Below are 22,403 nucleotides of genomic sequence, written 5' to 3'. Positions count from 1 at the left end.
ATATGCTAGCAACCATAAAATACAATTCTAAAAAACATCAAATTGATTTGTCAAAACCCTTGGATATTTCCATTCCCTTAAAAGCTTCAAAAAATAACGTGAATGCTTGGTATTTAGACGAACCGAAAATTGAACCGGTTAAAGATGGCGAATGGGTTGCAAGTGTGGCAGAAGGCGCAGATATTAACTTTAATAGTATTTGGTTTAATCCTCATGCCCACGGTACACATACTGAATGTGTTGGTCATATCACCGAAAAAGTTCATTTTATTAACGACACTTTAAAGCAATTTTTCTTTTTAGCCGAAGTAATTACAGTTGCTCCAGAGAAAAAAGGAAAGGATTTTGTTATTTCTAAAAAACAAATTCAATTTGCCTTAGGAAATAAAAAACGAGATGCGGTTGTTATTAGAACAATTCCTAATACTAAGGAAAAGTTATCGAATCAATATTCACATACTAATCCGCCATATTTATTGGAGGAAGCAGCCATTTATTTACGTGAAAAAGGTGTAAAACATTTGCTTGTAGATTTACCAAGTGTCGATAAGGAAAAAGACGAAGGTGAATTGCTAGCTCATAATGCATTTTGGAATACAGAAGGAAGAACAAGAATGGATGCCACCATTACAGAATTTATTTTTGTTCCTAATGCCGTAGTAGATGGCACGTATTTTTTAAACATTCAAATTGCACCTTTTGAAAATGATGCATCGCCAAGTAAGCCTGTCTTATACCAAATAATTGAAAAGACATGAAAGCCTCTCTAAAGTTTGAAGAATTAATGATGTTTATCTTAGGGATCCTAGCTTTTAATCAGTTGGATTTTGCTTGATGGTGGTTTTTGGTTCTTATTTTAACACCAGATATTGGTATGTTAGGTTATATAGTAAATACTAAAGTTGGAGCCTTTACCTATAATTTGTTTCATCATAAAGGGCTTGCTATTGCTATATATTTATTGGGAGTTTATTTTCAAAACTCACAGGTTCAGCTTATAGGAATTATCCTTTTTTCTCACGCATCGTTAGATCGATTTTTTGGTTATGGTTTAAAGTTTAGCGACAATTTTAAACACACTCATCTGGGGAATATGTAATTATTAAGATGGTTTTTTCAAATAGGTATTTATATGCTAAATAAAAATTCTGTAATTAAGACTTAAGCTTCTTTTGTGTTTTCCACTTTTTCTTAGTTCTATGTTAACTTTTTTGGTTTTTTACCATTAAAGAGAAATCATTCTAAAACTATTAAAAATTATGGAATCAATTGAAAATACTACAACTGCTGAAAACACCACTAGAATTAGTGAAGGAAAAAATATAGCAACCATTGCTTATTTAACCGTTATCGGACTCATTATTGCTTTTGTTTTAAATAACGACAAAAAGAACCAATTTGCTAGTTTTCATATTAAACAATCCTTAGGATTGGCCTTGACTGGCTTTGCATTGGGAGTTATTGGTTTAATACCTATTATAGGTTGGCTAATTAATATAATTGGAATTTTTGTTTTAATCTATATGTGGATTATGGGACTAATGAATGCCATTAATGGAAATAAAAAAATGGTTCCTATTTTGGGAAACAAATATTCTGAATGGTTTAAGAATTTATAAAATATTTGTAATTTTAAACACGTTCAATTATCAAACCTGAACGTGTTTATGTATGAATATTGAACAAATTCGCGACTATTGTTTAAGTAAGAAAGAAACTTCAGAAGGTTTTCCATTCGATGCAGATACTTTGGTATTTAGGGTTCTGGGAAAAATGTTTGCCTTAATTGGACTTAAAAAATGGGAAGCTGGCGAAAAAGCCATAAACTTAAAATGTAATCCAGAATATGCTCTGGAGCTTCGTGAGGCATATTCCAGCATACGCCCAGGTTATCACATGAGTAAAAAGCATTGGAACACACTTTATATCAACGAAGGAGAATTATCTCCAAAATTTATCTGTGAACTTATTGATCACTCTTACGATATGGTTGTAAAAGGAATGCCTAAAAAAATGCGAGACTCACTTTAGACCCAATTATTTAATATACCAGATGTCTTTTCCAAAAAGGAAGGCAATTATTTTTTAAAAATCATCTATATTTTTTAAACTTCGGTTGTCGGAATAAAAGAGTAAATTTGCAGCTCAGAAATTTCACTTCTGAAATTACTAATCAACAATCGTAAATTATAGATCCATGAGTGTATTACAAACATTACAAGAAAGAAGCAATAATACTTGCGAATTATGTACTTCTACCGAAAACTTATCTCAATATACCTTACCACCTTCTTTAAATGAAGCTGTAGAAAACAGCGTATTGGTTTGTAAAACTTGTTTAGATCAAATAGAAGAAAACACCGATATGGACATCAATCATTGGAGATGTTTAAACGATAGTATGTGGAACGAACATATTGCTGTACAAATTCTATCTTGGAGAATGTTGCAAAGATTGCGTAACGAAGGTTGGCCAAAAGATTTAGTAGACATGATGTATCTAGACGACGAAGCGCTGGCTTTAGCAAGAGCAACTGGCGAACATGAAGATGAGGCAAACAAAATAATTCATAGAGACTCTAATGGAGTTGTACTAGAAGCTGGAGATTCTGTAGTTTTAATAAAAGATCTTAAAGTAAAAGGCTCTAGCATGGTTGCAAAACAAGGAACAGCTGTAAGAAACATTCGTTTAGATCATGAAAATTCCGAATATATCGAAGGAAGAGTGGATGGTCAGAACATTGTAATTATTACACAGTACGTAAAGAAAAGCTAATTATTAACTATTGGAATTTTAGTGGTTTGTCGTAAAATGATGACGTAACTATGCATTTGTCTGATACTTAGGTTTTTTATCGAATTTATTGTAGATAAGTAGATAATCGATATATATTTACGGTCTCAACCCTGATTAATAGCATAAACAGATTGATTAACTATAAATTTATGTTATTATGAACCTTACAATTACTCACTACAATAATTTTTTTAAAGTTACAGGCATTTTAAACAGACATACTATTGATGTGTTTCAACAAGAATTTCAAGATGTTTTTGAAAGACTTGCTTCAGTAACAATTAGTATAGAAGGTTTAGAAAGTATAGATAAAGATGGTGTAAAAGCTTTGGCTAAACTTCATAACGAATCTATAGCTCGAAATAAACAACTATCTATAATTGGTTTTGGATGCAAAGATCTATACGATCATTTTAAAGCTAGCGATGCGGCTTAATTAGCAGGACATATCAGCAACTATTTTCCATTCACCTTGGATTTTTTTAAAGACAATCATAAATACACCATTGGCGTTTCCAACATCTCTGGTTAAATGATATTCGCCCATTACCCAATAGCTGTTGTCTTCTATTTTAGAAATATCGTTTATTACAAACTTTAAAGTGCCAGTTTCAGCTTTGCTTGGGTAAGCTCTTTTATAGTTGGCTAAAGTTTTTTTCCAACCAAGAGTTAAGCCATTTCCACCATAAAACTTGAGAGAATCGCTTTTCCAGTATCCTTGCATATAGCTCTCAAGGTCGTGTTTATTCCATGCCTTTTCTTGAAAGGACATCACCGACAAAATGGCTTCTTTATCTTTGTCTTCTGTAGTTTGGGCTGTGCAAATTGTGAATCCGAGAAAGAAACATATTAAGAATAGATTTTTCATGGTTTTATGTTTTTTTGAATTATTAATTAAAGTCAAAATTGGTTTATCGTAGAATAAATCCGTTTTTCATAGGATCTTCAGGGTCAATAACAAAAGTATGCATTCCGGTTATGTTGGCTGTTCCTTCAACTTCTGGAATTACAGCAGTAAATGGGCCATAATCTGCTTCGGAAACAATGGAGCCTGTAAAAACAGAATCAGTAATACTTTCAATGCGCATTTTTTCGCCAAAATCTAATTCTTTTCTCGCTTTATGGATAGCCATTCTCCCAGAAACACCAGAACCTGTAGGACTTCTGTCAACTTCTCCTTCGGCAAAAATGCAAACATTTCTATTGTGATTGGCTTTGTCTAAAGCCTCACCAATAAAAATAGTTCCGTATAAAAAACTTAAATCGTTTTCAAAAGGATGTAAAATTCCCTTGTCTTTTTTCATGACAGCTTCTTTTATAGCCATTCCTTGACTTATTAGAGCTCGGTAGGAATTTGGTGTTAAGTCGAAGTCGAAAGAGTTTTTCCTCATATCAACATAAGCGTAAAATGCACCGCCATAGGCTAAGTCGTAAGTAAGCTTTCCTAATCCTTCTACATCAACTGTTCTATCTAATCCTACAACAAAACTTGGCACACAATGAAAACGAACACCCGTTACTTTTCCGTTTTTAACTTGAGTAAAGGAAGTAATCCTACCACAAGGCGCATCAATTTTTAGAATATTTTCGCCATCTTTTACCTCAATCCAATTCATTTCAACAGCTAAAGTAGAAATAGCAATAATGGCATGACCGCACATGGTAGAATAGCCCTCGTTGTGTAAAAATATAACTCCAAAATCTCCTTCCTCATCATTTGGAGGTAATAAAATACAGCCATACATGTCTGCATGGCCACGAGGCTCAAACATTAAAGCTGTTCTTAAATAATCGTAATTATCTTTGCAATATCTTCTGTAGTCTAAAACCGAATTTCCTTTTAATTCAGGGAAGCCACTAACAATAACACGTAAGGGTTCGCCTCCAGTGTGCATGTCTATAGTTTTAATTTGCAGCCAATCTTTGTTCGGTGTAAACGTAGTTTTGGCTAATATGTTTTTATAAGTCTCAGTCATTTTTAAATATTTTATAATAATAAGATGCAGCAGCTAAGTCTTCCAAGGCATGTCCCACAGATTTAAAAAATGTTATTTCTTCTTGGTTTTGTCTGCCTTGTTTTTTTTCAGAACATAATTCAAATAGGTCGGCTTTAATATCGCTTTCTTGTATTGTGCCAGAATTTAAAGGAATGGCAATATCGCCGCTTTCCTTTAATCCTCCTTGATAGGTGTCTATAAATACACTTGACTTTATTAGTGCTTCATCATCTGCTTCGCGCATATCTTTTTTATAAGCTCCCACCAAATCAATATGTTGTCCTGGCTTTAGGTGTTTCCCTAAAACTAATGGGGTTTTAGAGAGAGTAGCTGAAGAAATAATATCTACTTTAGAAACAACTTCAGAGATCTCTTTAACAGCTGTAATGTTGAAGTCCTCTTTAATTAACTCCTTGCAAATAGCTTGTGCTTTTTGAAAATTACGTCCCCAAATGTACACCTCTTTTATTGGTCTTACACTGGCATGCGCCAAGATTAGATTTGTAGATAAGGCTCCTGTTCCAATCATTAAAAGCGAGGAAGCATCTTCTCTGGATAAATAGCTGGATGCTAAAGCAGAAGCTGCAGCTGTACGTTTTGCAGTTAGAGCTTTTGCTGCTAAAATTGCTTTAACCGAGCCCTTGTGAGCGTCCAAATATAAATATGTCCCTTGAATTGCAGGTAGGTTGTATTTACCATTATTCGGACTTACAGTTACCATCTTTACTCCAGCTTCCTTTCCAGGGTTCCAAGCTGGCATTAATAATAAGGTAGAGTCTATATTTTCTTTAGGATTTGGAAAATCATGGTGATGACGCATTGGAACTTGAATTGTCGAAGATGCAAACGCATCTTTCAATTTAGAAATTAAAGTAGGAAAGTGCGTGTTTTGTTCTATAAAGGCATCAGGTATTAAAGCAATATCTTTCATCTTAAAGTTTTCTTTTTATAAAGATAATAATAAAGTTCTCGAAAGCAGTTGTTATAAAGTTTATTGTTATTTAAGAGAGATTATAATCTCAAAAATGTAAATAAACAGTCATTTTTACCACGTTAATCTGATGTTTTGTCATTTTAACGAATAGTTTAAAATACAGTTTTTTTGTTCCCTAAAATAGGATTATATTAGACTCTGTAACTTACTGTTATCTAATCTATTTAATTTCTCCCTAGCCATAATTAATAGTAGAATAGATAGAGGATTTCTGTCTATTGATATGAATCGTATAATTTATTAATTACTATATATTAAAAATGGAAAATCAAAACGACGTAAAAAGCGATATTAAAAAATACATTTTGGAAGCCTCTTTATCAGATGTGAAAGATGTAGAAGACGATGCCTTAATTTTTGAAAATGGTTTGCTAGATTCAATGGGATTATTGTTTTTAATTGAATTTTTAGGAGAAACCTTTAATGTTGAGGTTAATGACGACGAGTTAAACCCAAAAAACTTCGAATCTATAAATAGTATTGTCTCCTTTGTAAACAATAAGTTAGCCGTAAAAGTCTAATTTCATCAGCAACCAACAACTAATCTTATATGTGTGGCATAGCTGGTTTTTATGGAAACCTAAACAAAAAGCAATCTGTTTCAACATTGCAAAACATGCTTACTAGAATTAAACATCGCGGTCCAGACCAAAGTGGTGTTTATATAACTAATAAAGTAGGTTTAGGTAGTGTGCGTCTTAGTATTATTGATTTAAGTTCGGGCACAATGCCTATTGCTAATCAAGATGAAACTCTGTGGATTGTATTTAATGGTGAAATATATAATTATATCGAGTTAAAGGAAGATTTGCTTAAAAAAAATCATGTTTTTAAAACAACCAGTGATACGGAGGTTATTGTTCATTTATATGAAGAATACGGGCCAGGCTGTCTTAATATGTTAAACGGACAGTTTGCATTTGCTATTTGGGATAAAACAAAAGAGGAATTATTTCTAGCTCGAGATCGCGTTGGAATCAGACCTTTATATTACACTCAAATAGAAGAGACTTTTGTTTTTGGTTCAGAGATAAAAGCATTTTTGGAGTATCCAGAAATTAATCTGAAGTTTTCTGAAAAAGCGCTTACCGAATATGTTACTTTTTGGACAGCTCTATCACCAAATACAGTTTTTGAAAACGTTTTTGAAGTGCCACCAGGAAGTTATATGCTTGTTAATTCTGAAAATATTAGTACGACATCTTATTGGGAATTGCCAATTGTAAAACCAGACCATTATAAGTTTACGAATGTAGAAGAAGCTGCCAAGGAATTTGAAAGTATTTTTTTAGATTCCATAAAATTAAGACTTCGTGCCGATGTGTCTGTAGCCGCATATTTAAGTGGAGGTATAGACTCAAGTATTACAACATCTTTTATAAAACAGGTGTCACCAGAAAAATTAAGAACCTTTTCCATTGGGTTTACGGAAAAAGATTTTGATGAGTCTTCTTATCAGAATATTGCTGCTAAATATTTCAATACAGAACACTCGAGTGTAACTTGTAGCGATAAGGATATTTCAAAACATTTTAAAGATGTTATTTGGTATGCCGAAGCTCCTTTATTACGTACAGCGCCAACACCAATGAGTTTGTTAGCTAAAAGCGTAAAGGACCAGAATATAAAAGTAGTGATAACAGGAGAAGGTGCCGATGAGCTTTTAGGAGGTTATAATATTTTTAAGGAAACTAAAATTAAACACTTTTGGGCCAAGGATCCCAAATCGAAATACAGACCTTTATTATTAAAAAAACTTTATCCTTATTTGCCACAAATTAGCAATTCGAGTAGTAATATGCTCAAAATGTTTTTTGGCTATAAACTTAACGAAACGCAATCGCCAATATATTCGCATATGTTAAGATGGCATAATACGAGTAGAATAAAAAACTATTTTTCAGATTCTATAAAGAATATAGTAAAGGATTATACACCTATTGAAGACTTGGAAAAGCAATTGGAAACTAAGTTGTCGGGTTATGATTATTTAACAAAAGCACAATGGTTGGAAATACAATTGTTTATGTCGGGCTATTTGTTATCCAGTCAAGGCGATAGAATGGGAATGGCCAACTCCATAGAGGGGCGTTATCCGTTTTTAGATCATCGCGTTATAGAGTTTTGCATGAAATTGCATCCAGATTTGAAACTTCATGGATTAAACGAAAAATATCTGTTAAAAAAGATGATGGTAGGGAGATTACCTGAGCAAATTTTAAACAGATCCAAGCAAGCTTATCGTGCACCAATAAGAAGCTTGTTTGTATCAGAAGATTTACCAGACTATTTAAAAGTTATGCTTTCAGAAGAATGCATTAAAGAGTTTGGTGTTTTTAATACGGAACATGTAAAAACCTTATATTCAAAAATTACATCGAATAAAGGTGTTTCAGAAATTGATAATATGGCAATGACAGCTATTTTATCCATTCAAATTTTATACGATTTATTTGTGAAGAGATCCATCTCAGAACTAACAACTAGCGATTTAATTACATTAGATAAAATTATTATAGAATAAAACCATAAAACTATGAAATCAGAACCACGTAAACCTTTTTCGAAAGATATTATTCATATAGAGAATATAGATCAAGTTTGTAACGATATTATAGCCAAATTAAAAACAGATGTTGCCAAAAAGTTGCAACGTCGTGGCGGTGTAATAGGTATTAGTGGAGGAATTGACTCCTCTGTTTGCTTGGCTTTGTCAGCCAAAGCTTTTGGACCTAAAAATGTTTTAGCTATCATGCTTCCAGAACAAGATTCCAGCGATGACAGCCGAGAATTAGCCGAAAAATTAGCCAAAAAATTTGGAGTAAGCACATTAATAGAAAATATTACCGAAGCTTTAAACGGATTTGGATGTTACGAAAGAAGAGATGAAGCTATTTTAAGAGTTATCCCTAGTTTCGATAAAGATAAAGACAAGGCAAAAATTGAAATTAAGCAGAATATTGCCGAAAATATACCTGCTATTTTCTCTATTACAGTAATTAAGCCAGACGGAGAATCTATTAGTAAACTCTTGCCAGCAAAAGAATATTTACAAATTGTAGCCTCTACAAACTTTAAACAACGTAGTAGAATGTCTATGTTGTATTACCACGGAGAGCGTTTGCATTATGCTGTAATTGGAACACCAAATAAACATGAAGTTGAGCAAGGCTTTTTTGTAAAACATGGAGACGGAGGGGCAGATGTAATGCCAATTGGACACTTGTATAAAACTCAAGTTTATCAATTAGCACGACATTTAGGAGTTCCTCAAGAAATTATAGACAGAACACCAACTACAGATACCTATACTGCAGAACAATCTCAAGAAGATTTTTTCTATCAAATGCCTTTTGAATCTATGGATTTAATCTGGTATGGTTGGGAAAATGGTTACCCTGCTCAAGAGGTTGGAAAAGTTATGGACAAAACGACTAAAGAGATTGAAAATATCTATAAGAGTTTTGAAAGAAAAAGAAAAACAACCGAATATTTACGAATGCGTCCTATTTTTTAAATTATAACACATGAATGTTTTCGATTACCTTTTTGAAAATTCAAAAGACCTTGAAAAGAACTTTTTATTAGGCTCAAAAGAAACGGTTTCTTTTAAGGAATTCCATTCGGAAAGCCTAAAACTAGCCTCATTTTTAAATAGGTATTTTGGAGATAAACAAAATATAATCTTGATAAGTCCGAATTCTAAATTCTTTATTTCGGCTTATTTGGGAATTTTAAAATCGGGGAATGTCTGTGTGCCATTAGATTTTGCTATAGAACAAGAAAATCTCGATTTTATTATTGAAACAACTAGTTGTGAGACCATTTTTATGGCAAAAGGTGTTCGGGGTAAATATGATATTCCATCTCAAATCCATGTTATCGAAGAAGACGGACTGGAGCAAATTATCGAAATTCAAGCAGTAGAAGACTATTATGTCAATGTTGAAAAGGAGCAGTTGGCAGAAATTATTTTTACTTCTGGGTCTACTGGAAGTCCTAAAGGTGTTATGATAAGTCATCAGAATATTATTGCTAATACTAGGTCTATAATTTCTTATCTAAATCTATCAGATAAAGATATTATGTGTGTTGTTTTGCCTTTTTATTACTGTTATGGTTTATCACTTTTACACACACATTTAAAAGTTGGCGGGTCTCTTGTTTTAAATAACAGTTTTATGTTTTTAGGAGCAGTATTAAATGATATGAAAGATTATAAATGTACTGGGTTTGCTGGCGTTCCTAGTCATTTTCAAATTTTATTAAAGAAATCCAAGACATTTAAAACTACCGAGTTTCCAGATTTAAGATATGTTACACAGGCTGGTGGAAAACTACACGCTATTTTTATAGACGAATTTACTCAGGCTTTTCCCGATAAAGAATTCTATATTATGTATGGCCAAACTGAAGCTACAGCGAGACTGGCTTATTTAGAGCCGTCTATGATTCATGAGAAAACTAGTTCAATTGGCAAACCTATTCCAGGTGTGCAGTTCAAGATTGTCAATTCAAAAGGTCAAAGTTTGGGTGCACAAGAAGAAGGTGAATTATTAGCCAAAGGACAGAATATTATGTTGGGCTATTTTAAAGAGGAAGAGGAAACCAAAAAAACTATAAAAGACAATTGGCTGCATACAGGAGATGTAGCAGTTATGGACAAAGACGGATATTACTATTTAGTGGCTAGAAAAAAGGAGATTTTAAAAGTAGCGGGAAAAAGAGTGAGCCCTAAAGAAATAGAAGAAGTTATTCTTTCTGTTCCAGAAGTTATAGATTGTACCATTTCTGGTTATGACGACGAGTTATTTGGAGAAGCTATTCAGGCCGCTATTGTAGCTAATACACCTTTTGAGGAAGAGCAGTTAAAAGAAAAAATACTTAATGTGTGTTCTAAAAAATTAGCTCTTTATAAGATTCCTCAAAATATTCTTTTTGAAAAAACTATGAAAATGAGCGCAACTGGTAAGAAAATAAAATAATAGCAGTTTATTTTTTGGGTGTTTTTCTGTTGATAGACTTATTATAGAAAGCCATTTTTTCTTCAGAAAGCTCTTCATATTTAATGGATTTTATAAATAAGAAGTAAGAAACAGTTCTTACAATATAAGGTGTAAATCCAGCATAATCATAAGATCTTGAAGTGTTAATGTTTTTTACTTCCCCAAAAGTGATGGCGTATTTCGCTCCCAATTCTCTGCTTTTTTCAGCCACATCATATAAGAAAGCGGGAATAACGCCCATACCCCTATATTTTGGAACCGTAAACACGTTTTCTAAGAGTACTTCGTCTGCTTTTAATTGTGGAAACCTTTCTCCCCAAGTGTTTTTTAATGTTTTGTTTTGCGAGGAATCAATTAGCCAAACTCTAGCACAAGGGATTTCATCTTTTGTTATTCCTACATAACAAGTATGGAAATTATTAATCAAACCGTTATTAGGGTTATCTACGAAAAAGACTTCGTCTTCTTTTTTAAATTCACGAATAGTTATGGGCTTGAGGGTTCTAGGTTTTTTATAAGGAACACTTAAATCGCGTTTAAAACCAAATGCTATTTCTTTAGAGTTTAATCTATTTAGAAATGCGGTCCAAAGATATTTAGCTTTTCCATCTTTAATTAACTGAGGTAATAAAGCAATTCTACTAAATAAATTACTGCTCATAAATATATAATTATAAGGTTTAGAGGTGTTTGTAAAAATAAACATAAAGTTTATAATAGCATAAACTCTCACACCTTTTTCTGCTGCTATTCTAAAACCTTGTTTTTGCTTAAAATTTGTTACTAAATTTATTATCTATAAGCATGTTGGTTAGCAATAAGATTTATTTTGGTTTTAAGGTTTTCAGAATCTTTAAGTTTAATTTATACAGTCTAGTTTCAGATTAATAAGATATCTATTATTTCAGTTGTCCATAAATCTAATTACCTATAATAATTGGCTCCTTACTTAAGTAGACCTTAGGGTTTTTAGACATTGAATTTTTAGAGGATATATTCATAGCTTTATTCTCTTTTAAGAGTTTTATAGCATCATTTGAAGTTATTATTTTTTCTTCGTAATAAAACGTAGCGTTCTTTTTAGCCATTTCTACAACAAAATCTAAAGGCGATTTTGGTGGAGGTGGAGGAACCATTTCGTCTTCATCTGGTATAACTGTTACTTCTTTACAGTTTTTATTTTTATAGGTGTAACTAGCATCCCCATTATTATAGGCATCAATCGTTTTTTGATATTTTACTCTCTCTTCAGGAGAGGCATTGACTGGAATTGGAGGTGGTGGTGGCAAATCGTGAGCTGTTTTCATTTCTGGAGATTTTGGTGGAGCTGGAGGTGGAGGAGGGCAATTTGGGAATGGTTCTGCCGTAGCTTTTTGTTCCATAGTCATTTTCTTATAAATATATTCCATACGTTCTAAATCGTCTAACTTAACAACGCGCATGTTTTCAGGCTGAGCATTGTATTTCTTAGCCAGTTTATTGTATTCTGCAAGCTCTTTAGGACTTGCTTTTTGTTGCGTTTTATTAGTTATTTCACTTTGGACTTTAGTTTCTTTTTCAATAATTTTCTTTGTGCTAAAACTGAAAATTAAAAATGCTAACATTGGGAGAAGCACTAAGCCTCTTAGCCAAATAGATGTTTTTGATGATGTTGTTTTCATAACTGTAAATCGTTTTTTGATTGATGAATAATTAATGGCAGTTGCCAATTGAGGTTCTAAAGCATTTGATGAGAATGCCAATATAATTTCTTGGTATTTTGAAAGAGAGACTCCTTGCTCTATAACTTTTAGATCTGCTAAAAATTCATGATTTAATTTTATAGACTTTTTAATAAAATAAATAAGCGGATTAAACCATAATAAAATTTGGCAAATCTCTATAAATAAAACGTCTATGGTATGTTTTTGCATAACATGCGCTTCTTCATGAATTAAGACTTCTTTCGGGATTTTAGCTTTTTCAAAATTCGATTTATTTAAAAATATAAAATTGAAAAATGTGTGAGGAACAATTAATTCTTTTAGTAAAACATGTGTGGATTTTTTTGTTTTTAACTTCGGGTTTTGTTTTATTTTAAGTGTAATTTTAATTAAATTGAAAATAAATTTTATACTAAAAACACCAACTCCCAAAAGATATACGGTCCATAGAAAGTAAGGTATATAATTTATAGATTCTTTTGATGTAAACTGTGCAGCATTTGTAGAATGGTTAACTATCGATCCATTAATTCCAGCTGGGACTTCTACAAATTGTGTAAACGTTATAAATGGAATTCCCAAAGAAATCAAAACGGAAGCCAATAAGTAAAAACGCTTAAAAACATGCATGTTTTCTTTCTCTAAAAACAATGAGTAGAAGAGCATAAAAATACAAAGGCAAGCGCTGGATTTTATTAGGTATTCTATCATGAGTAATTAATTCGTTAATATTTTATTTTTAAAACTGAATTTCAATACAAATTTGCAGTCCTTGAGGGTATTATTTGCTTTTTATTTCGTTGTCGATTAATTTTTTTAAGTCTTCAAGTTCCTCTTTAGTAAGATTAGTTTCTTTTGTAAAAAATGATGCGAATTGAGACGCGCTATCATTAAAAAAGTTTTTTATTAATCCGTTTACGTGTTTAGAAAAGTAGTCTTTCTTTTTTACTACTGGAAAATACTCTCTTGATTTTCCATACAATTTGTAGTCAATAAACCCTTTCTCAGTCATACGTTTCAATAAGGTTGCTACTGTTGTGGTAGCAGGTTTTGGTTCTGGATAGGCTTCTAGAAGGTCCTTCATAAAAGCTTTTTTAAGATCCCATAAATGGTTCATTAAATCTTCTTCGGTTTTAGATAAGCTTCGCATTGTTCTACAAATTTAGAGTATGTTCTACAAATGTAGAGTTAAATTTAATTATTTCAAAAGATTATTTTACATATTTTATAAAAACTTATATTTGCGGTAGATTTAAAGGCTATATAAAATAGATGAAAAGACTTGTTATTGTTGCGTTGGTATTGTTTTATGGGAATTCTTTTGGGCAAACAGTACAAAACCTTATTGATAAAGTAGATATTGGAAAGTTGGAGCTAACCGTAAGTGAGTTTTCTGGAGAACAACCTACTTTGGTTAATGGAATGGATGTTACTATTATAAATAGAGAGCATGCAAATAATGATTTAGCAGCTGCATATATCAAAGAAAGACTGGAAGGTTTTAATAATTTAATTGTTGAAGAACAGGACTTTAATGCCACAGGTAAAAATATTATTGCTACACAACTAGGAAAAACTAATCCAAATAATATATATCTGGTTACAGCACATTATGATTCTATGGCGGATTATTGTGCAGATGATAACGCTACAGGAACTGCTGCTGTTCTGGAAATAGCGAGAATTCTTTCAACTCAATGTTTAAATAATACGATTGTTTATGCGTTTTGGGATGAAGAGGAAATTGGATTAAAAGGGTCTAAGTATTATGCGAATCAAGCCAGTATAAATAATATAAATATTCTTGGGGTTATTAATATGGATATGATTGGTTACGATGGTGACCAACCTGGAGAGCCTGGAGATAACGATTTTGATATTGACGTTAGAGATTTACACGGTTCTTTAGCTATTAAAGACGATTTACTAAGTATCTTAAATTCTTATACTTTCAATTTGAATCCAATTATTGTTAATCCCGGTACTTCTGCCAGCGATCATGCTTCTTTTTGGAACAAGGGTTTTCCTGCTGTTTTGGTTGGAGAATCTTGGGAAACGGACGATGAAACACCTTATTATCATTCTTCTGCAGATAGATTAAGTACTTTAGATTTGCCATATTTTCATGAATTAACTAAATTAGTCATGGCGTATATGGTTACGAAAGGGGATTTAATTTCTACAGATAATACGGTAACTAGTTCTTCAGGTTTTTTAACTGCAAATGAAGACTCTGCCAGCTATCAATGGTATAATTGCGATACTAATACAATAATTTCTGGCGAAACATATCAAACTTTTGCACCTGTAGCATCTGGAAGTTATGCGGTTGAAATTACTGTTGGATCTTGTACTGAAATGAGCGATTGTATTTTGTTTACAACTCTTGCTATTGAAGAATCCGTTTCCGATAAATTTAGAATTACTCCAAATCCGGTGGAATCTGTTTTAACTATAAACTCTTCTTTGAATTCTGTATTAACTATTCATCTTTATAATGTGTCTGGGCAGTTGATAGTAGAAAAATCTTCAAATAAGAAAATATCAAAAATAGATATGTCTGCTTTTGCTTCAGGAGTTTATTATTTAAAACTTAAAGGGAATGAGAAAATAACAACCTTTAAAGTAATCAAGGATTAAGTCTATTAGAATAATAGTACTACCAGAGTTGTAATTAGCTTTGGTTAAAACAATAAAACCCATTCATCTATTTTAAAATGAATGGGTTTGCTTTTTATATTTTACAAGAAAAGCTTATTTGCTTAACTCTGTAAAGTACTTATAGAATAAAGGAATAGTCTCAATTCCTTTGTAATAATTAAACAATCCAAAGTGCTCGTTAGGAGAGTGAATGGCATCGCTATCTAAACCGAATCCCATAAGAATAGTTTTACTTTTTAATTCCTGTTCAAATAAGGAAACAATTGGAATACTTCCTCCACTACGTTGTGGAATTGGTGTTTTTCCAAAAGTATCAAAATAGGCTTTACTTGCTGCTTGATACCCAATACTGTCTATTGGAGTTACATAACCTTGGCCTCCGTGATGAGGTTTTACTTCAACTTTAACACCTTCTGGAGCAATGCTCTCAAAATGCTTTTTGAATAGTTGTGTAATTTCTTCCCATTCTTGGTGTGGCACTAATCTCATCGATATTTTTGCAAAAGCTTGACTGGCAATAACAGTTTTTGCTCCTTCGCCAGTATATCCTCCCCAAATACCATTGACATCTAAAGTAGGACGAATAGAATTTCTTTCGTTGGTTGTAAAGCCTGCTTCACCATATACAGCATCAATATCTAAAGATTTCTTATACGCATCTAAAGAAAAAGGTGCTTTAGCCATTTCGGCACGTTCTTCTTTTGAAAGTTCTTCTACTTTGTCATAAAAACCAGGGATGGTAATATGGTTGTTTTCATCGTGTAAAGAAGCAATCATTTTTGTTAATACGTTTATCGGGTTGGCAACTGCTCCTCCATATAAGCCGGAGTGTAAATCTCTATTTGGTCCAGTAACTACAACTTCTACATAACTTAAACCACGAAGTCCGGTAGTAATAGAAGGTACATCTTTGGCAATCATTCCAGTATCTGAAATTAAAATCACATCATTCTTTAATTTCTCTTGATTGTTTTTAACAAAAACAGCTAGGTTCGAGCTTCCTACTTCCTCTTCTCCTTCAATCATAAATTTCACATTACATGGCAATTGGTCTGTTTTGGTCATAAACTCCATCGCCTTAACATGCATGTACATTTGTCCTTTATCATCACAAGCACCGCGAGCAAAAATAGCTCCTTCTGGATGTAGTTCTGTTTCTTTTATTACAGGCTCAAATGGTGGTGAATTCCATAAATTTAATGGATCTGGTGGTTGTACATCGTAATGGCCATAAACTAAAACAGTTGGTAAATTCCTGTCAATTATTTTTTCGCCATAAACAATTGGGTAACCAGCTGTTTCACAAATTTCAACATGATTGCATCCGGCTTCTTCTAATCTGGTTTTTACAACATCAGCTGTATTTAAAACATCTTTTTTATAGGCAGAGTCTGCACTAATAGATGGAATTTTAAGCAAATCTAGAAGCTCGTTTAAAAAGCGTTCTTTATGCTCGCCAATGTAGGTGGATATGTTATTCATTTTAAACTTTTTTTTTTGAATTTCATCAAAAATACGAAAACAAGTAGAATTTTTATGCTAAGATGCGATTGTATATTAAAAGTAATTTTTATATTTGCACCCTTATTGCGGGCGTGGTGGAATTGGTAGACACGCTAGACTTAGGATCTAGTGCCGCGAGGTGTGGGAGTTCGAGTCTCCCTGCCCGCACAAAATAAGAGAAGAGCTTCAGTGAAAACTGAAGCTTTTTTTATGCCATAAACTGAGCTTGAAAAAATGCTAAGACACTTGTCTTACTAGATTTTTTTGATAATTATAAAAAAAAGGAAAAGTTAAGCTCTTCTTTAATTACTTATAAGAAGGGAAAAAACTCTTTCTTGGAAGTAATTTATCACTCAGACATATTTGGTAATCCTCCAAAAGGAGACTTACAATATTTTTATAGACAAAATTTCACTGGCTAGTTTTTTTTCAAAATAATTCAGTAATTCCAATCCACTTCTGCATTTATATTCTAAAAGGATGTTTTTATAAGAATAACTACATTTTTTATTGTTATTGTCTAACTATTTATTATTTTTGTTAGACAAAATTTTTAAAGGTCAAACTATGGTTATAGCATTTATATTTCTAAAGCTGAATTCATTTTAGTTTTTTAGAAAAATATGTCGTTGCAGAAACTAAGATTATAAGGAATTTTAAACGGGGTTTTAAGATGAATTTTTCGCTTATCTGATTAATAATTAAAGAATGAAAATTTTACTAACTGGTACTACAGGTTATATAGGCAAGCGATTAATTCCATTGCTGTTGGAATTAAATCATAAAGTGGTGTGTTGTGTTAGAGACAAAGATCGGGTTCCAGAAGTAATTAAGAATAATGAAAATATTTCAATTGTAGAAGTAGATTTTTTAAAAAAAGAAACCTTAAATCAGATTCCTAAAGATATCGATATTGCTTATTACTTAATTCATTCTATGTCTGCCGATACTAAAGATTTTGAAAAATTAGAAAAGCAATGTGCTTTAAACTTCAAAACAGCTATCGAAAACACAAATGCCATACAGGTTATTTATTTGAGCGGAATTGTAAATGATGATAATTTATCCAAGCATTTAGCTTCTAGAAAAGAAGTAGAAACCACTTTGAGATCTAATATTTATGCTTTAACCACCTTTCGAGCAGGAATAATTGTAGGAAGTGGAAGTGCATCTTTTGAAATTATTAGAGATCTTGTAGAGAAATTACCCCTAATGATTGTGCCAAAATGGGTAAATACAAAATCGCAATACATTGCTATTAGAGATGTGCTTGCATTTCTTTCCAAGTCTATTGGAAAAACAGAATTGTACAATAAATCCTTTGATATTTTTGGTCCGGAGGTTCTCTCATACAAACAGATGATGTTGCAGTTTTCTGAAGTGCGTAATTTTAAAAGATATATTTATTCCGTTCCAGTAATGACGCCCAAGCTTTCTTCTTATTGGTTGTATTTTATAACTGCAACTTCGTATAAGCTAGCCATAAGTTTAGTAGATAGTATGAAGGTAGAGGTAATTGGAAAGCCTAGCGATATAAATAAGATTTTAGGCGTAAATCCTATGTCGTACAAAGAAGCTGTGGAAAAAGCGTTTAATATGATTGAGCAAAACAGCATTTTTTCTAGTTGGAAAGATTCTTTTGTTAGTGGACGTTTCAATAAGAAATTATCCCAATATATTGAAGTGCCCAATTTTGGATGTTATAAGGATATAAAAAAAAGAACAATTATAGACGAATCGAAAACCATTGAGAAAATATGGTCTATAGGAGGGGGAAATGGCTGGTATTATGGAAACTCTCTTTGGAAAGTTAGAGGATATCTAGACAAATTGGTTGGCGGAATTGGGTTGAGACGAGGAAGAACACATCCTTCAAAACTAAGTGCAGGAGACTCTTTAGATTTTTGGCGTGTACTTTATGCAAATAAAAAAGAAAAACGACTCTTGCTTTATGCCGAAATGAAACTACCAGGTGAAGCTTGGTTAGAATTTGCAATAATTAATAAAACACTCTACCAACGTGCCGTTTTTAGACCTAATGGCTTATTAGGAAGACTTTATTGGTACAGTGTTTGGCCTTTTCATGGCTTTATTTTTAACGGAATGATTAATAAATTAACTAAAGTTTAGAAAAAGAAGTTTTAGTTTAAATCTAAATCTAAAATTAAATAAGTTAATAGCGATTAAGAATATGAGAAAAATAATAATAATAGGTGGAACTAAAGGTATTGGGAAAGCTCTAGTTGAAAATCTAAAAAATGACTTTGAAATTATAAATATTAGTAGAACAGCTTCTGAACTAGAATATAAAAATATTAAACAATTTCAAATGGATGTTTTAGAAGATGAATTACCAGAAATACTTGAAGCAGATGCCTTAATTTATTGCCCTGGAAGCATCAATTTAAAACCTATTTCAAGGTTAAGTTTGGATGACTTTAAGGAGGACTTTAATATCAATGTTTTAGGGGCTGTTAAAGTGATTAAGAAGTATTTGCCTGTTTTAAAGAAGGGAAATACTCCCTCTATATTGTTGTTTAGTTCGGTTGCTGTTAAGTTAGGAATGCCTTTTCATGCAAGTATTGCAACGGCAAAAGGCGGTGTAGAAGGTCTTGTAAAATCTTTAGGAGCAGAACTAGCTCCATCAATAAGAGTTAATGCTATTGCTCCAACATTAACAGATACCAATCTGGCCAATAAATTATTACGTAATGATGAGATGAAGAAAAAAATGATTGAAAGACATCCTTTGAAAAAATATTTAGAGCCTCAAGAAGTTGCAGATATGGCCCAGTTCTTAATATCAGATAAAGCTGCTTCCATCTCAGGTCAAATTATTGAGTTGGATTGTGGTATCGTATCTTTTAAAATATAATTCTATGAAATTTTTAGTCACTATCACTATTTTCCTTATTATAAATTTTGGAGCCTTAGGTATTGGTAGTTACCTCATGGGTAATGGACCGCAAACCGAATGGTATTTGGGTTTAAATAAAGCACCATGGACTCCGCCAGGCTGGGTTTTTGGTGCAGCATGGACTGCGATTATGATTTGTTTTTCGGTATATATGGCAGAATTATATACCGTAGATAAATCCACACAAGTTATTGTTCTGTTTCTTGTTCAAGTGCTTCTAAATATTGGATGGAATTTTATGTTTTTTAATCAGCATCAAGTGGGCATTGGACTTATAATTATTACCTTACTGTCTCTTTTAATGCTCTATTTTCTTGTCGCCTTCCACAGTCAGCTAAATTTAATGAGTTTGCTCGTAGCTCCTTATATTTTGTGGCTATTTATAGCAACCTCACTCAATTTTTATGTTTACGCATATAACTAAATAATACAAAAAAGTAAATGGCATTTTATCAATTAATAAAAGAACAGAAAATCAATTGTACTATAGATGCATTATGGGATTTTATCTCCTCGCCATCAAATTTAAAAGTTATTACTCCGGAATATATGGGTTTTGATATTACTTCAGAAAACTTACCTGATAAAATGTATCCAGGCATGATAATCTCTTATAAAGTAAGTCCTATTTTAGGAATTAAAACCACCTGGGTTACAGAAATAACACATATTGAGGATAAAAGATTTTTTGTAGATGAACAGCGGGTGGGACCATATACTTTATGGCATCATCAACATATCATCGAGCCCATAGAAAATGGAGTTTTAATGAGAGATATCGTTAGTTATCAACCGCCTTTTGGTTTTTTAGGTGCAATTGCCAATCACTTAATTATTAAAAGTAAATTGAAGGAAATTTTTGACTATAGAACTGTCGCTGTGGAAAAGAGATTTGGACTTTATCAGTAATAATACAAATAACTATGATAAATAGTAAAAACAATATAATAGATTTTGGTAGCAGGAAAGATGGTCAAGATTGGATGATAGTCAATGATGATGTTATGGGTGGATTATCAAATTCAACAATGGCATTAACAGAAAACAGCCTCATTTTTAGAGGCGAACTTTCATTTAAAAATAATGGTGGTTTTGCATCGATACGGAGTAGTGACCAAAATTTTGATTTGTCAATCTATAAAACCATTCATATAAAATTTAGAAGTAATGATAGGGATTTTGCTTTCCGATTGGCTAGCTCCAAAGTAGATTCTAGAATAAATTATAAGCACTATTTTAGTTCGGAAACAACAGATTGGGAGATAATGGAATTAAAAATGAACGATTTTCAACAATATAATAGAGGTCAGATTACAAAAACTGAAGTGGATGTTAGTAAACTTAACAACATTATTAGAGTTGGAGTCATGATTAGTGATAAAAAAGAAGGACTCTTCGAAATTGAAATAGATACTATTGAATTTAAGTAATAATTGAGGATGCAACAGAAAAATGAAATTACAATCTTTTGGTTTAGGAGAGATTTACGGCTAGAAGATAATATAGGTCTAAATAAAGCCTTAAAACATGGCTTGCCTGTATTAGCTATTTTTATTTTTGATGATGATATTATAAACGACTTGCCCAAAAATGATGGAAGAATCACTTTTATATATAATTCACTTAAAAAAATAAACCTCCAACTTAATAAGTATAACAGTTCTTTAATGATTAAAAAGGGAACTGTAAACCAAGTATGGAAAGAGTTAATTGCTGAATTTAATATTAAAAATGTGTTTTTTAATAGAGACTATGAGCCTTATGCCATTAAAAGAGACCTAGAAATCAGTAGCTTGTTGAGTTTGAATAATACAAAGGTTTATCATTATAAAGATCAAGTTGTATTTGAAGAAAATGATATTCTTAAAAAAGATGGAAAGCCATATACAGTTTACACACCTTATAAGAATAAATGGCTGAGCAAACTAAAACAGGACGGATTTACAGAAATAATAGAAGAGAATTATAAAGAGAATAATTTTTATTTGTTTGAAACTGCTTTCCCAACGCTAGAATCTATAGGGTTTATTACGAGCAATCAGAAAGTATATCCCGCGAATTTCGATGTGATTTCAGACTATGATTTAAATAGAGATTTTCCAGCTAAAAATGGAACTTCTTATTTATCTCCACATTTAAGATTTGGTACTGTAAGTGTTAGAAAAATAGTAAACTTTGCGCTAAAAGAAAACGCTGTTTTTTTAAGTGAATTGATTTGGCGAGAATTTTTTATGCAAATATTATATCACTTTCCAAAAGTGGTTACTAATAGTTTTAAATCTAAATACGATGCTATAAAGTGGAGAGACAGTCCTAAAGATTTCGAACGTTGGTGTAAAGGTAAAACAGGATATCCATTAGTAGATGCTGGAATGCGCGAATTAAATGAAACGGGATATATGCATAACAGAGTTAGAATGGTTACCGCTAGTTTTCTATGTAAACATTTGCTGATTGATTGGAGGTTAGGAGAGGCATATTTTGCAGAAAAACTCCTTGATTACGAGTTGTCGTCAAATAACGGGAATTGGCAATGGGCAGCCGGTACAGGTTGCGATGCTGCACCGTATTTTAGAGTTTTCAATCCCACATTGCAATTACAAAAATTTGATAAAGAGTTGAAATATACTAGAAAATGGATTCCTGAGTTCGATTTTGGTTATCCAGAGCCCATGGTAGATCATAAGTTTGCAAGAGAACGAGCTTTGGAAGCTTATAAAATTGGTTTGTCTTTAGCTAAGGATTAAATTAGTTGTAATTTTCTAATTTCCTCTTTTTAAACCAAAGGGATTAGGCAAAACCCGCACAAATTTAACCCGTTTAAA

The 22,403-nt window shown here is 32.2% G+C and carries 24 protein-coding genes and 1 tRNA gene; 18 read left to right on the top strand and 7 right to left on the bottom strand.

The window, feature by feature from the left end; all coding sequences use genetic code 11:
• Positions 1-2 precede the first annotated feature (2 nt).
• The 6 genes from OS188_RS03230 to OS188_RS03205 all read left to right on the top strand — a co-directional run bounded on the left by OS188_RS03230 (position 3) and on the right by OS188_RS03205 (position 3,233).
• A complete protein-coding gene (locus OS188_RS03230; RefSeq protein ID WP_267147379.1) occupies positions 3-758 on the top strand; it encodes a cyclase family protein in 756 nt (251 codons plus the stop codon).
• An 86-nt stretch (positions 759-844) separates the two neighbouring features.
• On the top strand, positions 845-1,099 hold the full coding sequence (locus OS188_RS03225; protein WP_323370441.1) for a DUF4260 domain-containing protein: 255 nt from the start codon (positions 845-847) through the stop codon (positions 1,097-1,099).
• Between the two features lie 160 nt (positions 1,100-1,259).
• A complete protein-coding gene (locus OS188_RS03220) occupies positions 1,260-1,619 on the top strand; it encodes a DUF4870 domain-containing protein (protein WP_267147378.1) in 360 nt (119 codons plus the stop codon).
• 52 nt (positions 1,620-1,671) lie between these two features.
• Positions 1,672-2,031, top strand: a complete 360-nt coding sequence (locus OS188_RS03215; protein WP_267147377.1) for an MmcQ/YjbR family DNA-binding protein — start codon at positions 1,672-1,674, stop codon at positions 2,029-2,031.
• A 166-nt stretch (positions 2,032-2,197) separates the two neighbouring features.
• A complete protein-coding gene (locus OS188_RS03210; protein WP_267147376.1) occupies positions 2,198-2,776 on the top strand; it encodes a PhnA domain-containing protein in 579 nt (192 codons plus the stop codon).
• 178 nt (positions 2,777-2,954) lie between these two features.
• Positions 2,955-3,233, top strand: a complete 279-nt coding sequence (locus OS188_RS03205) for a hypothetical protein (RefSeq protein WP_267147375.1) — start codon at positions 2,955-2,957, stop codon at positions 3,231-3,233.
• On the opposite strand, the gene OS188_RS03200 is transcribed toward OS188_RS03205, so the two are convergent.
• From OS188_RS03200 to lhpI, 3 genes are read right to left on the bottom strand one after another with little or no spacing between them, the layout of a single operon-like run.
• Entirely contained in the window at positions 3,234-3,665 is a 432-nt protein-coding gene (locus OS188_RS03200; protein ID WP_267147374.1) for a YybH family protein, read from the bottom strand. It lies immediately after the preceding gene.
• Between the two features lie 43 nt (positions 3,666-3,708).
• Positions 3,709-4,773, bottom strand: a complete 1,065-nt coding sequence (locus OS188_RS03195) for a proline racemase family protein (RefSeq protein WP_267147373.1) — start codon at positions 4,771-4,773, stop codon at positions 3,709-3,711.
• Positions 4,766-5,725 (bottom strand): bifunctional Delta(1)-pyrroline-2-carboxylate/Delta(1)-piperideine-2-carboxylate reductase, encoded by a 960-nt coding sequence (gene lhpI / locus OS188_RS03190; protein WP_267147372.1) that lies wholly within the window; start codon positions 5,723-5,725, stop codon positions 4,766-4,768. The genes OS188_RS03195 and lhpI overlap by 8 nt, the downstream gene beginning before the upstream one ends.
• 323 nt (positions 5,726-6,048) lie before the next feature.
• On the opposite strand from lhpI, the gene OS188_RS03185 reads away from it, so the two are divergent.
• The 4 genes from OS188_RS03185 to OS188_RS03170 are packed head-to-tail and all read left to right on the top strand — an operon-like array spanning position 6,049 to position 10,773.
• Positions 6,049-6,309, top strand: a complete 261-nt coding sequence (locus OS188_RS03185) for an acyl carrier protein (protein WP_267147371.1) — start codon at positions 6,049-6,051, stop codon at positions 6,307-6,309.
• A 29-nt stretch (positions 6,310-6,338) separates the two neighbouring features.
• Entirely contained in the window at positions 6,339-8,312 is a 1,974-nt protein-coding gene (gene asnB, locus OS188_RS03180) for an asparagine synthase (glutamine-hydrolyzing) (protein ID WP_267147370.1), read from the top strand.
• A 12-nt stretch (positions 8,313-8,324) separates the two neighbouring features.
• Entirely contained in the window at positions 8,325-9,305 is a 981-nt protein-coding gene (nadE, locus tag OS188_RS03175; RefSeq protein ID WP_267147369.1) for an NAD(+) synthase, read from the top strand.
• A gap of 10 nt (positions 9,306-9,315) precedes the next feature.
• Complete coding sequence (locus OS188_RS03170; protein WP_267147368.1) at positions 9,316-10,773, top strand: AMP-binding protein; 1,458 nt, start codon at positions 9,316-9,318, stop codon at positions 10,771-10,773.
• Positions 10,774-10,780: 7 nt separating this feature from the next.
• Here the strand turns inward: OS188_RS03170 and OS188_RS03165 are convergent, their stop codons facing one another.
• The 3 genes from OS188_RS03165 to OS188_RS03155 all read right to left on the bottom strand — a co-directional run bounded on the left by OS188_RS03165 (position 10,781) and on the right by OS188_RS03155 (position 13,647).
• On the bottom strand, positions 10,781-11,455 hold the full coding sequence (locus tag OS188_RS03165; RefSeq protein ID WP_267147367.1) for a hypothetical protein: 675 nt from the start codon (positions 11,453-11,455) through the stop codon (positions 10,781-10,783).
• A gap of 259 nt (positions 11,456-11,714) precedes the next feature.
• On the bottom strand, positions 11,715-13,208 hold the full coding sequence (locus OS188_RS03160; protein WP_267147366.1) for a M56 family metallopeptidase: 1,494 nt from the start codon (positions 13,206-13,208) through the stop codon (positions 11,715-11,717).
• A 70-nt stretch (positions 13,209-13,278) separates the two neighbouring features.
• Complete coding sequence (locus OS188_RS03155) at positions 13,279-13,647, bottom strand: BlaI/MecI/CopY family transcriptional regulator (protein WP_267147365.1); 369 nt, start codon at positions 13,645-13,647, stop codon at positions 13,279-13,281.
• 122 nt (positions 13,648-13,769) lie between these two features.
• Between OS188_RS03155 and OS188_RS03150 the strand changes: the two genes are divergently transcribed.
• Positions 13,770-15,137, top strand: a complete 1,368-nt coding sequence (locus OS188_RS03150; protein WP_267147364.1) for a M28 family peptidase — start codon at positions 13,770-13,772, stop codon at positions 15,135-15,137.
• A 114-nt stretch (positions 15,138-15,251) separates the two neighbouring features.
• On the opposite strand, the gene OS188_RS03145 is transcribed toward OS188_RS03150, so the two are convergent.
• Complete coding sequence (locus tag OS188_RS03145; RefSeq protein ID WP_267147363.1) at positions 15,252-16,640, bottom strand: dipeptidase; 1,389 nt, start codon at positions 16,638-16,640, stop codon at positions 15,252-15,254.
• A 107-nt stretch (positions 16,641-16,747) separates the two neighbouring features.
• Between OS188_RS03145 and OS188_RS03140 the strand changes: the two genes are divergently transcribed.
• The 7 genes from OS188_RS03140 (at position 16,748) to OS188_RS03110 (ending at position 22,325) form a co-directional block, all read left to right on the top strand.
• A tRNA-Leu gene (locus tag OS188_RS03140) sits at positions 16,748-16,829 on the top strand.
• A gap of 540 nt (positions 16,830-17,369) precedes the next feature.
• Positions 17,370-18,791, top strand: coding sequence for an SDR family oxidoreductase (locus OS188_RS03135; RefSeq protein WP_267147362.1), 1,422 nt, complete (start codon positions 17,370-17,372; stop codon positions 18,789-18,791).
• A 61-nt stretch (positions 18,792-18,852) separates the two neighbouring features.
• Positions 18,853-19,536: an SDR family NAD(P)-dependent oxidoreductase gene (locus tag OS188_RS03130; RefSeq protein ID WP_267147361.1), complete on the top strand. Its 684-nt coding sequence runs from the start codon at positions 18,853-18,855 to the stop codon at positions 19,534-19,536.
• Positions 19,537-19,540: 4 nt separating this feature from the next.
• Positions 19,541-20,002 (top strand): TspO/MBR family protein, encoded by a 462-nt coding sequence (locus tag OS188_RS03125; protein WP_267147360.1) that lies wholly within the window; start codon positions 19,541-19,543, stop codon positions 20,000-20,002.
• 17 nt (positions 20,003-20,019) lie between these two features.
• The gene (locus tag OS188_RS03120; RefSeq protein ID WP_267147359.1) at positions 20,020-20,487 is read left to right on the top strand and encodes an SRPBCC family protein; all 468 of its coding nucleotides are present in this window, start codon (positions 20,020-20,022) and stop codon (positions 20,485-20,487) included.
• Positions 20,488-20,501: 14 nt separating this feature from the next.
• Positions 20,502-21,008, top strand: a complete 507-nt coding sequence (locus OS188_RS03115; protein ID WP_267147358.1) for a CIA30 family protein — start codon at positions 20,502-20,504, stop codon at positions 21,006-21,008.
• Between the two features lie 9 nt (positions 21,009-21,017).
• Complete coding sequence (locus OS188_RS03110) at positions 21,018-22,325, top strand: cryptochrome/photolyase family protein (RefSeq protein WP_267147357.1); 1,308 nt, start codon at positions 21,018-21,020, stop codon at positions 22,323-22,325.
• The last annotated feature ends 78 nt before the right edge of the window (positions 22,326-22,403 follow it).

The organism is Xanthomarina sp. F1114 (assembly GCF_026410255.1).
Lineage (GTDB): Bacteria > Bacteroidota > Bacteroidia > Flavobacteriales > Flavobacteriaceae > Xanthomarina.
This window is presented reverse-complemented; position numbering and strand designations above follow the sequence as displayed.

Bases quoted from the DNA above. Each gene is read 5' to 3' on its own strand.
- OS188_RS03230 (WP_267147379.1), top strand. From the start codon at position 3: ATGCTAGCAACCATAAAATACAATTCTAAAAAACATCAAATTGATTTG.
- OS188_RS03220 (WP_267147378.1), top strand. From the start codon at position 1,260: ATGGAATCAATTGAAAATACTACAACTGCTGAAAACACCACTAGAATT.
- OS188_RS03215 (WP_267147377.1), top strand. From the start codon at position 1,672: ATGAATATTGAACAAATTCGCGACTATTGTTTAAGTAAGAAAGAAACT.
- OS188_RS03210 (WP_267147376.1), top strand. From the start codon at position 2,198: ATGAGTGTATTACAAACATTACAAGAAAGAAGCAATAATACTTGCGAA.
- OS188_RS03205 (WP_267147375.1), top strand. From the start codon at position 2,955: ATGAACCTTACAATTACTCACTACAATAATTTTTTTAAAGTTACAGGC.
- OS188_RS03200 (WP_267147374.1), bottom strand. From the start codon at position 3,665: ATGAAAAATCTATTCTTAATATGTTTCTTTCTCGGATTCACAATTTGC.
- OS188_RS03195 (WP_267147373.1), bottom strand. From the start codon at position 4,773: ATGACTGAGACTTATAAAAACATATTAGCCAAAACTACGTTTACACCG.
- lhpI (WP_267147372.1), bottom strand. From the start codon at position 5,725: ATGAAAGATATTGCTTTAATACCTGATGCCTTTATAGAACAAAACACG.
- OS188_RS03185 (WP_267147371.1), top strand. From the start codon at position 6,049: ATGGAAAATCAAAACGACGTAAAAAGCGATATTAAAAAATACATTTTG.
- asnB (WP_267147370.1), top strand. From the start codon at position 6,339: ATGTGTGGCATAGCTGGTTTTTATGGAAACCTAAACAAAAAGCAATCT.
- nadE (WP_267147369.1), top strand. From the start codon at position 8,325: ATGAAATCAGAACCACGTAAACCTTTTTCGAAAGATATTATTCATATA.
- OS188_RS03170 (WP_267147368.1), top strand. From the start codon at position 9,316: ATGAATGTTTTCGATTACCTTTTTGAAAATTCAAAAGACCTTGAAAAG.
- OS188_RS03165 (WP_267147367.1), bottom strand. From the start codon at position 11,455: ATGAGCAGTAATTTATTTAGTAGAATTGCTTTATTACCTCAGTTAATT.
- OS188_RS03160 (WP_267147366.1), bottom strand. From the start codon at position 13,208: ATGATAGAATACCTAATAAAATCCAGCGCTTGCCTTTGTATTTTTATG.
- OS188_RS03155 (WP_267147365.1), bottom strand. From the start codon at position 13,647: ATGCGAAGCTTATCTAAAACCGAAGAAGATTTAATGAACCATTTATGG.
- OS188_RS03150 (WP_267147364.1), top strand. From the start codon at position 13,770: ATGAAAAGACTTGTTATTGTTGCGTTGGTATTGTTTTATGGGAATTCT.
- OS188_RS03145 (WP_267147363.1), bottom strand. From the start codon at position 16,640: ATGAATAACATATCCACCTACATTGGCGAGCATAAAGAACGCTTTTTA.
- OS188_RS03135 (WP_267147362.1), top strand. From the start codon at position 17,370: ATGAAAATTTTACTAACTGGTACTACAGGTTATATAGGCAAGCGATTA.
- OS188_RS03130 (WP_267147361.1), top strand. From the start codon at position 18,853: ATGAGAAAAATAATAATAATAGGTGGAACTAAAGGTATTGGGAAAGCT.
- OS188_RS03125 (WP_267147360.1), top strand. From the start codon at position 19,541: ATGAAATTTTTAGTCACTATCACTATTTTCCTTATTATAAATTTTGGA.
- OS188_RS03120 (WP_267147359.1), top strand. From the start codon at position 20,020: ATGGCATTTTATCAATTAATAAAAGAACAGAAAATCAATTGTACTATA.
- OS188_RS03115 (WP_267147358.1), top strand. From the start codon at position 20,502: ATGATAAATAGTAAAAACAATATAATAGATTTTGGTAGCAGGAAAGAT.
- OS188_RS03110 (WP_267147357.1), top strand. From the start codon at position 21,018: ATGCAACAGAAAAATGAAATTACAATCTTTTGGTTTAGGAGAGATTTA.